This window comes from Vibrio wakamikoensis (genome assembly GCF_050337275.1).
GTDB classification, from domain to species: domain Bacteria; phylum Pseudomonadota; class Gammaproteobacteria; order Enterobacterales; family Vibrionaceae; genus Vibrio; species Vibrio chaetopteri.
Genome location: NZ_JAKJST010000015.1, coordinates 1 through 14,515 on the forward strand (window position 1 = coordinate 1; position 14,515 = coordinate 14,515).

13 protein-coding genes and 1 pseudogene are annotated in these 14,515 nt (G+C 47.7%); 6 read left to right on the forward strand and 8 right to left on the reverse strand.

The window, feature by feature from the left end; genetic code table 11:
- Positions 1 to 277: pseudogene (locus L4C42_RS05995) on the forward strand (IS4 family transposase); the annotation flags it as partial.
- Positions 278 to 344: 67 nt separating this feature from the next.
- Here the strand turns inward: L4C42_RS05995 and serB are convergent.
- On the reverse strand, positions 345 to 1,313 hold the full coding sequence (gene serB / locus L4C42_RS06000) for a phosphoserine phosphatase (protein ID WP_418641984.1): 969 nt from the start codon (positions 1,311 to 1,313) through the stop codon (positions 345 to 347).
- A 107-nt stretch (positions 1,314 to 1,420) separates the two neighbouring features.
- On the opposite strand from serB, the gene L4C42_RS06005 reads away from it, so the two are divergent.
- Positions 1,421 to 2,023 (forward strand): YtjB family periplasmic protein, encoded by a 603-nt coding sequence (locus L4C42_RS06005; RefSeq protein ID WP_353496952.1) that lies wholly within the window; start codon positions 1,421 to 1,423, stop codon positions 2,021 to 2,023.
- Positions 2,024 to 2,092: 69 nt separating this feature from the next.
- On the opposite strand, the gene deoD is transcribed toward L4C42_RS06005, so the two are convergent.
- The 7 genes from deoD to L4C42_RS06040 all read right to left on the reverse strand — a co-directional run bounded on the left by deoD (position 2,093) and on the right by L4C42_RS06040 (position 9,329).
- A complete protein-coding gene (deoD, locus tag L4C42_RS06010; protein ID WP_353496953.1) occupies positions 2,093 to 2,812 on the reverse strand; it encodes a purine-nucleoside phosphorylase in 720 nt (239 codons plus the stop codon).
- Positions 2,813 to 2,896: 84 nt separating this feature from the next.
- On the reverse strand, positions 2,897 to 4,117 hold the full coding sequence (locus tag L4C42_RS06015; protein ID WP_418641983.1) for a phosphopentomutase: 1,221 nt from the start codon (positions 4,115 to 4,117) through the stop codon (positions 2,897 to 2,899).
- A gap of 16 nt (positions 4,118 to 4,133) precedes the next feature.
- Positions 4,134 to 5,468, reverse strand: a complete 1,335-nt coding sequence (deoA, locus tag L4C42_RS06020) for a thymidine phosphorylase (protein WP_429759798.1) — start codon at positions 5,466 to 5,468, stop codon at positions 4,134 to 4,136.
- Positions 5,469 to 5,718: 250 nt separating this feature from the next.
- Positions 5,719 to 6,495, reverse strand: coding sequence for a deoxyribose-phosphate aldolase (gene deoC / locus L4C42_RS06025; RefSeq protein WP_353496956.1), 777 nt, complete (start codon positions 6,493 to 6,495; stop codon positions 5,719 to 5,721).
- A gap of 456 nt (positions 6,496 to 6,951) precedes the next feature.
- Positions 6,952 to 8,217: a NupC/NupG family nucleoside CNT transporter gene (locus L4C42_RS06030; protein ID WP_353496957.1), complete on the reverse strand. Its 1,266-nt coding sequence runs from the start codon at positions 8,215 to 8,217 to the stop codon at positions 6,952 to 6,954.
- A 205-nt stretch (positions 8,218 to 8,422) separates the two neighbouring features.
- Entirely contained in the window at positions 8,423 to 9,196 is a 774-nt protein-coding gene (locus L4C42_RS06035; protein WP_353496958.1) for a TatD family hydrolase, read from the reverse strand.
- Positions 9,186 to 9,329, reverse strand: coding sequence for a DUF5363 family protein (locus L4C42_RS06040; protein ID WP_489686898.1), 144 nt, complete (start codon positions 9,327 to 9,329; stop codon positions 9,186 to 9,188). The genes L4C42_RS06035 and L4C42_RS06040 overlap by 11 nt, the downstream gene beginning before the upstream one ends.
- A 306-nt stretch (positions 9,330 to 9,635) precedes the next feature.
- On the opposite strand from L4C42_RS06040, the gene L4C42_RS06045 reads away from it, so the two are divergent.
- The 4 genes from L4C42_RS06045 to L4C42_RS06060 all read left to right on the forward strand — a co-directional run bounded on the left by L4C42_RS06045 (position 9,636) and on the right by L4C42_RS06060 (position 14,417).
- The gene (locus L4C42_RS06045; RefSeq protein ID WP_353496960.1) at positions 9,636 to 10,631 is read left to right on the forward strand and encodes a BMP family lipoprotein; all 996 of its coding nucleotides are present in this window, start codon (positions 9,636 to 9,638) and stop codon (positions 10,629 to 10,631) included.
- 113 nt (positions 10,632 to 10,744) lie between these two features.
- A complete protein-coding gene (locus tag L4C42_RS06050) occupies positions 10,745 to 12,322 on the forward strand; it encodes an ABC transporter ATP-binding protein (RefSeq protein ID WP_353496961.1) in 1,578 nt (525 codons plus the stop codon).
- The gene (locus L4C42_RS06055) at positions 12,319 to 13,449 is read left to right on the forward strand and encodes an ABC transporter permease (RefSeq protein ID WP_353496962.1); all 1,131 of its coding nucleotides are present in this window, start codon (positions 12,319 to 12,321) and stop codon (positions 13,447 to 13,449) included. The genes L4C42_RS06050 and L4C42_RS06055 overlap by 4 nt, the downstream gene beginning before the upstream one ends.
- Positions 13,450 to 13,451: 2 nt before the next feature.
- Positions 13,452 to 14,417, forward strand: a complete 966-nt coding sequence (locus tag L4C42_RS06060) for an ABC transporter permease (protein ID WP_418641981.1) — start codon at positions 13,452 to 13,454, stop codon at positions 14,415 to 14,417.
- Positions 14,418 to 14,515: the final 98 nt, after the last annotated feature.

Sequence of the window (14,515 nt, forward strand, 5' to 3'; positions counted from 1 at the left end):
CCTATATAACTTACTTCGGTTCTTAATGTGCCAAATGGCCTACGACCAAAACAAGGTAATGCCTTACCAGATAGGCTTTAAACAAGCTTCGTTGTTCTTAATAGGACAGTTACAACTCCTTCCTGCCGTCGCACCTGGAAGAATCCCGGAGGTGATGAACTATATCCTAGATATGGCTGAGAGTTTTACGTTGCCAGAAAGGCGAGATAGGAGCTATCCAAGAGCGGTAAAAAGAAGGCCCAGTCGCTATGCGACTAGGCCTTCTAAAAGGTGTTAGCTTCTTAACTTACAAGCATTACCCCTGCTAGGGCCGTTTTTATAAGCTTTACTGGATAAGCTCAAGCTTACCAACCGATTTTTTTCTGCCTTGCCAGCAGCCCCGAAAGAATACAAACAATCCCGCCTAAACCTGCGTGCCTGATCGCTACCTGAGCCTGCGCTTCCACTTTTGGTTTCGCATGATAAGCGATGCCAAGTCCTGCTGCGCCCATCATTACTAAGTCATTGGCACCATCCCCTACGGCGATAGTGTTATGTGCTTCAACATCATACTCTTCGGCGAGATCTAGCAAGATGTCCGCTTTGGTTTGAGCCGATACCACATCACCCACGACTTCACCTAATAGCTTGCCTTCTTTGATTGCTAGTGTATTAGACTGGGCAAAATCCAAGTTCAACATCTCTTTGAGATGATCCGAAAAGTAAGTAAAACCACCAGAGGCAATTGCCGTCTTCCAGCCATAGCTTTGCAGCGTTTTGATCATCTCTTGAAGCTCTGGCATCAATGGCAGTGACTCACGAACCTCGGCCAAAATTGACTCATCGGCGCCTTTTAGCGCGGCGACACGTTGACGTAAGCTTTGCTCAAAGTCCAACTCACCCTGCATCGCGCGCTCTGTCACCTCAGAGACTTGCTCACCAACGCCAGCAAGTATCGCGATCTCGTCAATACACTCGATTTGAATCGCGGTAGAATCCATATCCAGCACAATAACGCCTGGCTTGTTGAGATCAGGTACGTCGCACAAGCGTGCGTAATCGACATTCAATTCATCCAATATTTGGCTATGCTCAGCAGTTAAGTTGCCCTCCATTAGCGCAACCTCATAACGACCGACTTGCCAAATATCTAAAATGCGAGTGGTTTCTCCAATGTAAAAGTCCAAATCGTTGAACATGTCTGTCGACAGGTACTGTGCGTACACAATCCATGTTGCTGTACGTCGCTCTAAAGAATGAGCGAGAAGCGTCTCTGGGAATCGTTGTTTAAGTGGAATACGCTTACTGATTGCAAGCGGCTTAATAGCATCCATGGCTAATCCTTCCTTTAAATGTGCTCCCAAAACGTTACCTATTGCAATTTAGTTGTGCAAGCATCAATATGAACCAATTCGTCATTTCTTAGTACTTTTGCACTTTTATGGATGGTTCACTGTTTTCGTTTAGAAACTTTTTACGCTTAGTCGCGCTTTGTCTGATTGGTGCCATGGTGTTTTTTATCACCACCAATAGTGTGCTGATCAGTAAAGGCAACGAGCGTATTCAAGCCAATCAGCTCGAAGTTCTCTCCAAAGTTCTGATTTCTCAGGCCTCGCAATCGGCAAGACAGATGCTGATCGACCAAGATCAAGAGCGACTTGGAGCCTTGACCAACCAACTTGCTAGCGAGCGCCTAGTACTTGATGCGACCGTCTATGATTCGGAAGGGGTCAAAGTTGCAGCCAGTGATGCAGCAAAGACGGTTCGTGACGTGTTGGGACTCGATACCCCGCTGTCTACTGCGAGTATCGGCCGTCAGCAGCTCGTCGAACCGATCATCAACGACAACACCATTATTGGCTTCGTGCGCATTACCTTTGAGACAGGTAAAGTGACCGCTATCTCTGATCATCACTACCGCAAGAGTGATCGCTTTATGTACATGATGATCTTAATGAGTTTCTTATGTGGACTATTGCTGATGGTGCTGCTTCGCAAGCAGCCAAAGAATAAAGGCGAAAACCTATTGCTCAAGCAGCCTTAACAAAATAGTAGTCAAAACTAAAAAAGCCTCGCATTCGCGAGGCTTTTTCTATTCAGAAGGAACACTAAATTACTCAGCGTCACCCAGAAGAACGGAATCCAGTGCAATTTCCATCATTTCGTTGAACGTCGTTGCACGCTCATCAGATGTGGTTTGCTCACCCGTTTTAATGTGGTCTGAAACGGTACAGATAGCCAGAGCTTTCGCGCCATATTCTGCAGCAACACCGTAGATGCCTGCCGCTTCCATTTCCACACCAACAATGCCGTATTTGTCCATCACGTCGAACATTTCTGGATCTGGCGTGTAGAACAGCTCTGCTGAGAACAGGTTACCCACTTTTACGTCGATACCACGTGCTTTTGCTGCTTCTTCCGCGTTTTTCACCATTTTGTAGTCAGCGATTGCTGCAAAGTCATGGTTCTTGAAGCGAATACGGTTCACTTTCGAGTCAGTACATGCGCCCATGCCGATAACAACGTCGCGTACTTTAATGTCTTCGCTTACCGCACCACAGCTGCCCACACGGATGATTTTTTTCACACCAAAGTCTTTGATAAGTTCAGTCACGTAGATTGAGCACGAAGGGATACCCATGCCGTGGCCCATTACTGAGATACGACGACCTTTGTAAGTGCCTGTGTAACCGTACATATTACGAACATCACACACTTGTACAGCGTCATCTAAGAAGGTATCCGCGATGTATTTTGCACGTAGTGGGTCACCCGGCATCAATACTACGTCAGCAAAATCACCCATTTCCGCATTAATGTGAGGAGTTGCCATTATTTTTTCCTTTATGTTGTTCGTGTAAATTTTAGGGTTGGAGCAAGATACGGCTAAGCACCTAAGGTACTCAGCCGCTGTTAATTATAGGAAGTTCTTCCCGTAATCCATTGAGGATGTACCAAAGTAGCTTGCAAGGCTTTGACCAATATCAGCAAAGCTGTCACGAAGACCCAAAGAACCTGCTGGTACTTTTTGGCCGTAGACAATAACCGGGATATGCTCACGAGTATGATCAGTACCCTGCCATGTTGGATCGCAGCCGTGGTCCGCTGTTAGAATCAGCACATCGTCTTCTTGCATCAGTTCAATGACTTCATGGATGCGTGAGTCAAAGTACTCAAGCGCTGCAGCATAACCTGCCACATCACGGCGGTGGCCGTATGCGGAATCAAAGTCGACAAAGTTAGTGAAAACGATGGTGTTATCACCTGCTTTTTGGATTTGCTCTTTCGTCGCTTCGAAAAGCGCAGGAATACCGGTTGCTTTCACTTTTTGAGTGATACCGCAGTTGGCGTAGATATCGGCAATCTTACCGATAGAGACCACTTCGCCCTGCTTCTCTTCAACAAGCTTAGTCAGCACTGTTGGCGCTGGCGGCTCAACAGACAGGTCGCGACGGTTACCCGTGCGCTCAAATTGGCCTTTACCCGCACCGATAAATGGGCGCGCAATCACGCGGCCAATGTTGTAATCCTCTAGCTCTTCTCGGGCAATTTGGCAAAGATCTAGTAGGCGGTCAAGACCGAAAGTCTCTTCATGACACGCGATTTGGAATACCGAGTCTGCAGAGGTGTAGAAGATAGGTTGCCCTGTCTTCATATGCTCTTCACCTAGGTCATCCAGCACTTGCGTGCCTGATGCGTGACAGTTACCTAGGAAGCCATCAAGGCCCGCGCGATCAAGAATGCGGTCAGTCAGCTCTTTCGGGAAGCTGTTTTGCTTGTCAGTGAAGTAGCCCCAGTCAAACAGAACTGGAACACCGGCAATTTCCCAGTGACCTGACGGAGTATCTTTACCAGAAGATAGCTCAGCCGCGTGACCGTAAGCACCGATGATCTCAACGTCGTCGCGAAGACCAAGAGCAAGCTTACCGGTTGACTCTTTATGAGCCATCGCTAAGCCTAGTTTAGAAAGATTTGGAAGCTTCAATTCGCCGCTGCGCTGATCGTTGTCAGCCAGACCTTTCGCACACTGCTCTGCAATGTGACCCATTGTGTCCGAGCCGACATCACCAAATTTGTCCGCATCCGCGGTAGCGCCAATGCCAAAAGAATCTAACACTAAAATAAATGCACGTTTCATAACTTTCTCTCCGTCCTTATGCTAGGTCTTCCGCACGAATATGGCGGTATACACAAGGCGTTTCTGTATAAGGTTCATCTGAGACAGTAATCGCCGCTTTCAGCGCACTTGCCGCCTCTTGCCACTGAGCTTCACTGCGAGCATGAATCATCGCGAGTGGCTTGTCTTGGTTTGCCGTTTCGCCAAGCCTAATGAATTGGTCGAAACCGACCGCGTAATCGATAGCATCAGTAGCTACGCGGCGACCACCGCCCATACCTACTACTGCCATGCCGATTGCGCGCGTATCCATAGCAGAAACAATGCCTTCGGCATCTGCAAACACCGGCTTAATGATTTCTGCTTTTTCTAGGTAGTTGTCGTAGTTTTCAACAAAATCAGCTGGGCCACCAAGACCTTTCACCATTTTGCCAAAACACTCAGCCGCCTTGCCGTTATCGAGTACCTCGTTAAGCAAAGCTTCTGCTTGCTCTGTATCTTCTGCAAGCTTAGCCAGTACCAACATCTCACTACATAGCGCCATGGTCACTGCGTACAAGCGTGGGTTACAGTATTCACCCGTTAGGAACTGCACTGCTTCCCGCACTTCAACAGCATTACCCGCAGACGATGCGAGTACCTGGTTCATATCGGTCAGGATAGCCGTCGTCTTAGTACCCGCACCATTAGCAACAGCAACAATAGAATTCGCCAGCTCTTCCGATGCTTCATAGGTTGGCATGAAAGCGCCCGAGCCCACTTTGACATCCATAACCAGAGATTCTAGGCCTGCGGCTAGCTTCTTCGACAAGATTGACGCTGTGATAAGCGAAATATTATCCACTGTTGCGGTGATATCACGAGTTGCGTAAACACGCTTGTCTGCTGGCGCAAGATCGCCAGTCTGACCAATAATCGCAACACCAGCATCTTTGGTCACTTCACCAAACACATCATTGGTCGGCGTAATGTTGTAACCCGGAATAGATTCCAGTTTATCCAGCGTACCACCTGTGTGGCCAAGGCCACGACCAGAAATCATAGGGACAAAGCCACCGCAAGCGGCAATCATTGGGCCAAGCATTAGCGACGTCACATCACCAACACCACCGGTTGAATGCTTATCGACAATCGGCCCGCCAAAATTCATATGGCTCCAGTCGATAACCATGCCAGAGTCACGCATGGCGCAAGTCAGTGCAATACGCTCTGGCATGGTCATTTCATTGAAGAAGATGGTCATCGCAAATGCTGCAATTTGACCTTCTGATACCGTGTCTTTCGCAACGCCTTGAATGAAGAAGTTGATCTCTTCCGCGCTCAGTTCATGACCGTCGCGTTTTTTACGAATAATTTCTTGTGGTAAATACATTAGAGCCTCCACAGCGAAGTGCTGAAGTACAGAATAAGTGTAGGGTAGAAGTTGCGGGATTTGGGAGTGGTGGATTTTACCCCTCCTAGCCTCCCCTTATTAAGGGGAGGAACCACTGGCTCGCTTTCGCATCGCCTTATAAAAAAGTGCAACGTTACGTCAGTAACGAGCAGTGGTTCTCCCCCTTAATAAGGGGGAGCTAGAGGGGGTGAAAGCGCAGAACCAACGACCTACACTCCCGCAAAGTAACTTAGTAAGCGCTAGGATCCGCCGTCTCGTCAGTTACTTCTAATGTATTCAGTAGGTTGGTCAGTAGGCTTGATGCACCAAAGCGGTAGTGCATGTTGTCTGCCCAGTCTGCGCCTAAGATGTCGTCTGCCATTGCTAGGTACGCTGCTGCATCTTCTGCAGTACGTACGCCGCCAGCAGGTTTGAAACCAACTGTCTTTGCTACGCCCATATCGCGGATAACTTCTAGCATCATACGAGCATATTCTGGCGTTGCGTTAACTGGCACTTTACCTGTTGAGGTTTTGATGAAGTCAGCGCCTGCTTTGATACAGATTTCTGATGCTTTCTTGATCAGAGCTTCTTCTTTTAGCTCGCCGGTTTCGATGATCACTTTCAGAAGAATGTCGCCACACGCTTCTTTACACTGTTTCACTAGCTCAAAACCCACTTCTTCGTTGCCAGCGATAAGTGCGCGGTATGGGAATACTACGTCTACTTCGTCTGCGCCGTAAGCAACTGCTGCTTTGGTTTCTGCTACAGCAATTTCGATGTCATCGTTGCCGTGTGGGAAGTTCGTTACCGTCGCGATACGTACTTCTGGCGTACCTTGTTCGCGAAGGGTTTTCTTAGCAATAGGAATAAAGCGAGGGTAAATACAGATCGCTGCTGTGTTACCCACAGCGGTTTTCGCGTCGTGACACAGTGCGATCACTTTTTCGTTTGTGTCGTCGTCATTTAGCGTGGTTAGATCCATAAGTTTAAGTGCACGTAGAGCTGCTGATTTTAAATCGCTCATTTCTATCTCCGGTCAATATATTCAATTAATTATCTGACAAACACGTCAGCAATAAATGAACGGACTTGGTTCCTTGAAGACTCGGTAGGGCAAACTCACTGCCTTACCAATTGCTATCCTTGTCACCGCACAGTACCTGCTCGTTAAGATCACCTGATTCCTATCTGGGTGAGAACTGGCTCTGGCTGTATAACCCATGAGTCTGCAATAAAGAAAAAACATCACGAGTTACTGAGTAGCCTATACAGTATAGGAGCGATATCTAAAACGGTAGTACTGATTAAAACGCAAACGGTTTGTATCTCAAAAAAGTTCCGTTGTCCATCATTCATCCCTTATCCCAAAAGGACTATTGAGGTTTTCTGGTCCCCAAAAACCAAAAAAGCCCCGCAGCAATCTCTTGCTACGGGGCGATTTATAATGGCGTCTATATACTGTTTAACCTAACGCGAGCAATTACATGCCAGCTAGAGTTAGACAGAAGCCTGCAATCGTTGCAGCCATCAGGTTAGATAGCGTACCAGCGATTACTGCTTTCACACCCATGCGAGCGATATCACCGCGACGCTTAGGCGCAAGGCTACCCAGACCACCTAGTAGGATTGCGATAGAAGATAGGTTCGCAAAACCACATAGAGCGAATGAGATGATTGCCTTAGTTTTCTCAGAAAGAACAACTGGCGCTGCTTCGCTTAGGTAAGGGGCAAACTGAGAGTATGCTACGAATTCGTTCGCAACGGTCTTCATACCGATGAACTCACCCGCGATAGTCGCTTCAGACCATGGCACACCTAGTAGGAATGCTAGTGGCGAGAACAACCAACCTAGAATCATTTCTAGACGTAGTTCAGGCATACCAACCCAGCCACCGATGCCACCAAGCATACCGTTAACTAGTGCGATAAGGCCGATGAATGCGATTAGCATTGCACCTACGTTAAGTGCTAGTTGAAGACCTGCTGATGCACCGCCCGCTGCTGCGTCGATAACGTTAGCTGGCTTGTCTTCGCCTTCTGCACTCATGTCATGTAGCTGATCAACTGGCTCTTCAGTTTCTGGCTTGATGATTTTAGCAAACAGAAGACCACCTGGTGCTGCCATGAATGATGCTGCAACTAGGTACTCGATTGGCACACCCATTGATGCGTAACCTGCTAGTACACCACCAGCGATAGAAGCTAGACCACCACACATTACTGCGAATAGTTCAGATTGCGTCATCTTAGGTACGAAAGGACGTACCACTAGAGGTGCTTCTGTTTGACCTACGAAAATGTTAGCTGCTGCTGACATAGATTCCGCACGAGAAGTACCTAGTGCTTTTTGCAGGCCGCCACCAAGAATCTTGATAACCCACTGCATAACACCTAGGTAGTAAAGTACAGAAATAAGCGCAGAGAAGAAGATTAGTGTAGGTAGTACACGGAAAGCGAAGATGAAACCGCCGCCGCCGAATACTTCAAACATTTTACCTGATACTAGGCCACCAAATAGGAATGACGTACCGTCATTACCGTAGTTGATAACGTTAGATACAGCGTCAGAGAAGCTGCGTAGTACTTCTTGTCCCCATGGAACGTAAAGAACGAATGCACCTAGTGCAAATTGGATAGCGAATGCGCCAGCCACGGTTCTGATATTAATAGCTTTGCGGTTGTCAGAAAGCAGTACTGCGATTGCAATAAGTGCGACCATACCAACCAGGCTCATAAACAGGCTCATAGTTTATGACTTCCTTATAATTAATAATTTGGCGTGTAACAAAATTTGAAGCTCAAAAGCGGGGGCGATTATACAAACCCACAGAAAAGAAAGTAGTACCCCCCTCACACTTTCGTCCTGAACACATGGGGGATACACTAAAGTTTGCGACCTAGATCACAAAAAGCAAGTGCAAACGATTTCTAATTCACAAATTAACGCATTTTTAGTCACAAAATCTAAACGTCAATTTGCCATTATTTGATAACTGTGAGGCAACCGTTTGCCCAGATTCATTTCGCAGCTCAATTAAAGACGTTAGCACCATGTTTACCATTTTGGGTTCGTTAGGAAGCCCTTGATAACCACTTAATGGCATATCAGGGGCATCCGTTTCTATTAACAAACTTTCCAACGGAATCGCGGCGATAGTAGCGCGTGTTTTCTTCGCTCTTGGATACGTGATCACACCGCCAACACCGATTTTTAACCCCAATTTGATGAAATCCATTGCCTGTTGAACGCTACCGCTAAATCCATGAACCACACCACTATATTTAGGAGGATTGCGTTTTAATAACGCCACCAAATCCTGATGCGCTTTTCGACAATGGAGTAAAATCGGCAATTGGCTCTGGTTAGCAATATCAATCTGAGCGTTGAGATACTGTTTTTGCAGCGTTTCATTTTCCCGGCCATGGTAGAAATCCAGACCGCATTCACCAATAGCGACACACTTTTCAGGCACTGAAGAGACAACCCTTGAGGCCAAATTATCCAGACTGTGTTCACTCAACCCATCGAGAAACTGTGGATGAAAGCCGAGTGCGTAATAGATGTCTTCATTCTGCTCACTAAGTATTTGAACGGCTGCCCAGTTACTTTCATTAATAGCAGGGACAATGATTTTCTCGACCCCTTGCTGTTTCGCATCGCTGAGCACTTGCTGCAAATCTTTTTGCTGTGCAAGTAAATCTAAATGACAGTGACTATCTATCATCGTCTTGCGGCTCTTTCTTGTATGGCACACAACTGCGCCTATTTTCTGGTGTTAAACCAAGTGACTCACACCATTGATCATATCTAGCAAGCCATCTCTTGAACAACTTCAACATGATGCTCCGCTCCTTCATCTAAAAACATTGTAATCGATTGCAATAACAAGATGTTGCGCTTCGATATACAAAGAATAGCTGTAATAGTTAGTGTTTTGTCACTAAGTTGTGACTTACACCTCAATGCTGCCATGCAAGGCGTTTTTTTTGCACACGCAAACGATAAAATGTCGCACATTGTTTGTAAACTGAACGGTTTGCTATCAGCATGACTGTTCATATATTTACAAACGACTACTTTCTAGGCACGAGTAATTTGGACATCGCCTAGCCTATCGAAACGTCAATGATGCCCCATCATTCGACACTATAAGGGAATTGATCGTGAAAAAAACTATTCTAAAAATGTCTGCACTTGCAGTGGCAGTAACTTCTTTTGGTGCATTCGCAGCAAAACCAGCAGTGGTTTACGATACAGCCGGTAAATTCGACAAATCGTTTAACGAAGCTGTATTCCAAAACGGTGTTAAAGTTTTCAATGCAGACAAAGGCATCAAAGTACGTGAATTTGAACCACAGAATGAAGCACAGCGCGAGCAAGGCCTACGCCGTCTAGCAAGCCGTGGTTTCACTCCAATCGTGGCGGTCGGCTTTAACATGGCATCTGCTGTTGAAAAAGTCGCGACTGAATTCCCAGACATTCAATTCACTATCATCGATATGGTAGTCGACAAGCCAAACGTTCAATCTATCGTCTTTAAAGAGCACGAAGGTTCATTCCTAGTGGGTGCGCTTGCCGCTAAAGCGTCTAAGACAGATAAAGTAGGCTTCGTTGGTGGTATGGATATCCCATTGATTCGTAAGTTCGAGTGTGGCTACCGCCAAGGTGCGAAATACGCAAACCCACAAATCGAAACCTTCCAAAACATGACTGGCTCTACGCCAGCAGCATTTGCTGACCCAGCAAAAGGCTCTGAGCTTGCGAAATCACAGTTCTCTAAAGGCGCTGACGTTATTTACGCAGCAGCTGGCGGCACAGGTATGGGTGTTTACCAAGCAGCGAAAGATGCGGGCAACTTCGCTATCGGTGTTGACTCAAACCAAAACCACCTACAACCAGGCACTATGCTGACTTCAATGGTTAAGAAAGTAGGCGTTGCCGCTTACAACACATGGGAAGATGCAGAGCAAGGCAATTGGGAAGCTGGCATCAAGGTACTAGGTCTTAAAGAAGGTGCGGTTGAGTGGGCATACGATGACTACAACAAAGATCTGATCACACCAGAAATGAAGACTTACCTAGACGGTCTTAAAGCTGACATCGTATCAGGCAAAATCGCCGTTCACGACTACATGTCTGACAACACATGTAACATCTAACGACTTCTCATTCAGAATGAAGGTCTAGGATTGGTATTTTTATCAATAACCTAGGCAACCATAACAACGCCGTTGCCCTCAAGCAGCGGCGTATAATTATAAGGCAGTATCTAGTGACACATGGACAACCTATTGCCATCGAACTCAAGCAGATCGATAAGCGATTTGGCGCGGTGCACGCCAACAAAACTATCGATCTCAAAGTTCCGCAAGGCACGATTCACGGCATCATTGGTGAAAATGGTGCAGGCAAGTCCACTCTTATGAGTATTATTTACGGTTTTTACCACGCAGATGCAGGCGAGATGACCGTCAATGGCGAACGTTACAAGCCAGCGAACTCTCAAGAAGCCATCAAGGCAGGCATCGGCATGGTGCACCAACACTTTATGTTGGTGGAAACTTTTACCGTACTCGAGAACATTGTTCTCGGCGCTGAAGATGGATGGAAGCTACAAGAGAGTCTTGGCAAGGCTAAGAAGAAACTCAAAGCACTGGCCGAAGATTATGGTTTGGAAGTCCCTTTAGACGCCATTGTTGGCGAGCTTCCGGTAGGTCTTCAGCAGCGAGTGGAAATCTTAAAAGCGCTCTATCGCGGAGCAAAGATCTTGATCCTCGATGAGCCAACCGGCGTGCTTACTCCTCAAGAAGCGGATCACTTATTTAAGATCCTCGACAAACTGCGTCAGCAAGGCACCACTATTATGATCATCACGCACAAGCTGCGTGAAGTATTGGCGATCACCGATAACATCTCCGTTATGCGCCAAGGGGCGATGGTAGAGCATGTTGTTACCGCCGACACCAATAAAGAGCAACTGGCTGAGCTGATGGTGGGACGCAAAGTTCGCCTCAAAGTCGATAAGTCAGAAGCCACTCCAAAGAAAGAGCTGATCAAAGTCGACAACTTACAGTACTTCGATGACGCAGGCGTCGAGCGCGTGAAAAGCGTGAGCTTCGGAGTGCGTCAAGGCGAAGTCGTCGGTATCGCTGGTGTTTCTGGCAACGGGCAATCAGAAATACTCGCCCTGCTTTCCGGCATCCTCCAGCCTTATTCTGGGAGCATTGACATCAACGGCAGCCACATTGATAAGCACACCATGCTCGATCCGCAGCAAGTTCGCGCGATTGGTGTGGGGCATATTCCAGAGGATCGCCACAAACAAGGGCTTATCAACAAGTTCGAAGCGCAGGAAGCCTATATCCTTGGCTACCATCACCTGCCGCAATACAACAAAGGTCTTTTGCAAGACAAGCAGGCCATCAAAGAGAGCTGTCAGGCGAGCATGGATAAGTGGGATGTGCGTCCTAACGACACCACTCTGAAAACCGCTAACTTCTCCGGTGGTAACCAGCAAAAACTGGTGATTGCCCGTGAAATGGAGCAAAACCCGGATGTGCTTTTGGTCGGACAGCCAACCCGTGGGGTTGATATCGGCGCCATTGAATACATCCACCAGCAAATCATTGCAGCGCGTGATGCCGATAAGGCAGTACTTTTAGTCTCGGTAGAGCTTGATGAAATCTTAAGCCTTTCTGACCGAATTCTGGTCGTGTTCGATGGCGCGATTGTCGGCGAAGTTTCGATTAAAGATGCCGATGAGAAAACCTTAGGTCTTATGATGGCAAACATCATGCCTGACCACCTTAAATCGGCAGCCGCCGATCAGCCACAAGGAGAAAGTGCATGAGCCAAGCAAAAGTTCCAGCTTGGGTAACCGTGGCTCTGCTACCAGCGATTAACGTGTTGGTGGCGTTCCTAGTGTCTGCCCTGCTGTTTATGTATATCGACATCAATCCGATTGATGCCGCAAAAGTGATGTGGACGGGTGCCTTTGGCTACGCCGAAGGCTTTGGCTACACCATGTATTACGCCACAGGCTTTATTTTTACCGGACTTGCTGTTGCCGTCGCGTTTCACGCGGGTCTGTTTAACATCGGTGGTGAAGGTCAAGCTTACATTGGTGGCCTCGGTGTCGGTCTTATCTGTCTCACCTTAGGCGAATATGCCCCTTGGTATATTGTGTTTCCGGTAGCGATTGTTGTCGGCGGCTTATTTGGCGCAGCTTGGGCATTTATCCCTGCTTACTTACAAGCCAAACGCGGCTCACACATCGTGATCACCACCATCATGTTTAACTTTATTGCCTCATCGCTGATGGCGTATTTGTTGGTCGATATCCTCAAGCCAGAAACGACAATGGCAACAGAAAGCCGTGTCTTTGCAGTTTCAAGTTGGCTACCAAAGATGCATGAGATCCTCGCGGTCGTTGGGATTGAGATGGCACCAAGCCCAATGAACCTGAGCTTTATCTTTGCTCTTTTATGCTGTGTGTTTGTGTGGCTACTGATGTGGCACTCACGCTGGGGTTACGAAATCCGCTCTGTGGGCTCTAACCCATCAGCTGCTGATTACGCAGGCATCAAGTATGTGAAAATCATCATCTTAACCATGCTTATCTCTGGCATGTTGGCAGGCTTCTTTGGCCTCAACGTACTTCAAGGTGAACTGCACCAAATCAAGCTGAACTTCGTTGAAGGCTTTGGCTTTACCGGTATCGCTGTCGCACTTATGGGTCGTAACCACCCGGTAGGTGTACTGCTGGCAAGCTTGCTGTTCGGCTTCTTATACCAAGGCGGTGCGGAGCTGAGCTTTGAGTACGGTGTTGACCGAAACATCGTTGTGGTACTGCAAGGTTTGGTGATCCTATTCTCTGGCGCACTGGAGCACATGTTCCGTCCTTCTCTAGAGAGAACCTACCTCAAACTGTTCGGCAAAAAACAAGCTGAACAACAAGCAGAGAAAGGAGTCGCTTGATTATGTTTGAAACGATTATTCTCATGCTTGATGCCACAATGCGTGTGGCAACCCCGCTTATCCTTGCCTCACTTGCCGGTATGTTTTGTGAACGCTCGGGTATCGTTAACATCGCTCTAGAAGGCAAGTTGCTCGCGTCGGCGTTTGCTGGTGCAGCTATGGCACATATTACTGGCTCGGCTTGGCTTGGTCTGTTTGCAGGCATTGGCGTATCTGTGTTACTTGCCCTGCTCCACGGCTTTGCTTCGATCACCCACCGCGGAGATCAAGTGGTCAGTGGTATGGCAATCAACATCCTCGCTGCCGGTCTCACCATTACCCTTGGTCGTCACTGGTTCCAACAAGGTGGTCAAACACCAGCACTATCTGGCGACGCACGATTTGCGCCTATCACCTTCCCGGGTGCTGATGCGGTTGCGGATGTGCCTGTGCTTGGTCTGCTTTACTCAGAGCTTATCAGTGGTCACTCGATTCTGGTTTACATGGTGGTGTTCATCGTCCCAGCTTGCTGGTACCTGCTATTTAAGACGCGCTTTGGACTTCGTCTGCGCGCGGTAGGCGAGTCACCATCAGCCGTTGATACCGCGGGTATCTCAGTGGTTCGTATGCGTTATGCTGCGGTCGCTATTTGTGGCGTACTGGTGGGTATCGGTGGCGTTTATTTGTCTGTAGCACAAACGGCGCAGTTCATTCCTAACATGAGTGCAGGTAAGGGCTATATGGCTCTGGCGGCGCTTATCTTTGGTAAATGGCGACCGTTTACGGCAATGGCTGCGTGTTTGCTGTTTGGCTTCTTAGACGCATTAGCGATTCGTATGCAGGGTGTATCGATTGGTGATTTCCCAGTTCCTGTACAAGCGATTGAAGCGATTCCGTATGTGTTGACGGTGTTCTTGTTGGCTGGGTTTATTGGTAAGGCGGTGGCGCCTAAGGCGATTGGGGTGCCTTATACTAAGGAGCGTGAGTAGAGCGCTGCTAACGCTTCGCGTTTACCCCCTCTAACTCCCCCTTATTAAGGGGGAGAACCTCGGGCTCGCTCCTATCGTCGCATCGCTGAACAACTATA

Bases quoted from the DNA above. Each gene is read 5' to 3' on its own strand.
- serB (WP_418641984.1), bottom strand. From the start codon at position 1,313: ATGGATGCTATTAAGCCGCTTGCAATCAGTAAGCGTATTCCACTTAAA.
- L4C42_RS06005 (WP_353496952.1), top strand. From the start codon at position 1,421: ATGGATGGTTCACTGTTTTCGTTTAGAAACTTTTTACGCTTAGTCGCG.
- deoD (WP_353496953.1), bottom strand. From the start codon at position 2,812: ATGGCAACTCCTCACATTAATGCGGAAATGGGTGATTTTGCTGACGTA.
- L4C42_RS06015 (WP_418641983.1), bottom strand. From the start codon at position 4,117: ATGAAACGTGCATTTATTTTAGTGTTAGATTCTTTTGGCATTGGCGCT.
- deoA (WP_429759798.1), bottom strand. From the start codon at position 5,468: ATGTATTTACCACAAGAAATTATTCGTAAAAAACGCGACGGTCATGAA.
- deoC (WP_353496956.1), bottom strand. From the start codon at position 6,495: ATGAGCGATTTAAAATCAGCAGCTCTACGTGCACTTAAACTTATGGAT.
- L4C42_RS06030 (WP_353496957.1), bottom strand. From the start codon at position 8,217: ATGAGCCTGTTTATGAGCCTGGTTGGTATGGTCGCACTTATTGCAATC.
- L4C42_RS06035 (WP_353496958.1), bottom strand. From the start codon at position 9,196: ATGATAGATAGTCACTGTCATTTAGATTTACTTGCACAGCAAAAAGAT.
- L4C42_RS06040 (WP_489686898.1), bottom strand. From the start codon at position 9,329: ATGAAGGAGCGGAGCATCATGTTGAAGTTGTTCAAGAGATGGCTTGCT.
- L4C42_RS06055 (WP_353496962.1), top strand. From the start codon at position 12,319: ATGAGCCAAGCAAAAGTTCCAGCTTGGGTAACCGTGGCTCTGCTACCA.
- L4C42_RS06060 (WP_418641981.1), top strand. From the start codon at position 13,452: ATGTTTGAAACGATTATTCTCATGCTTGATGCCACAATGCGTGTGGCA.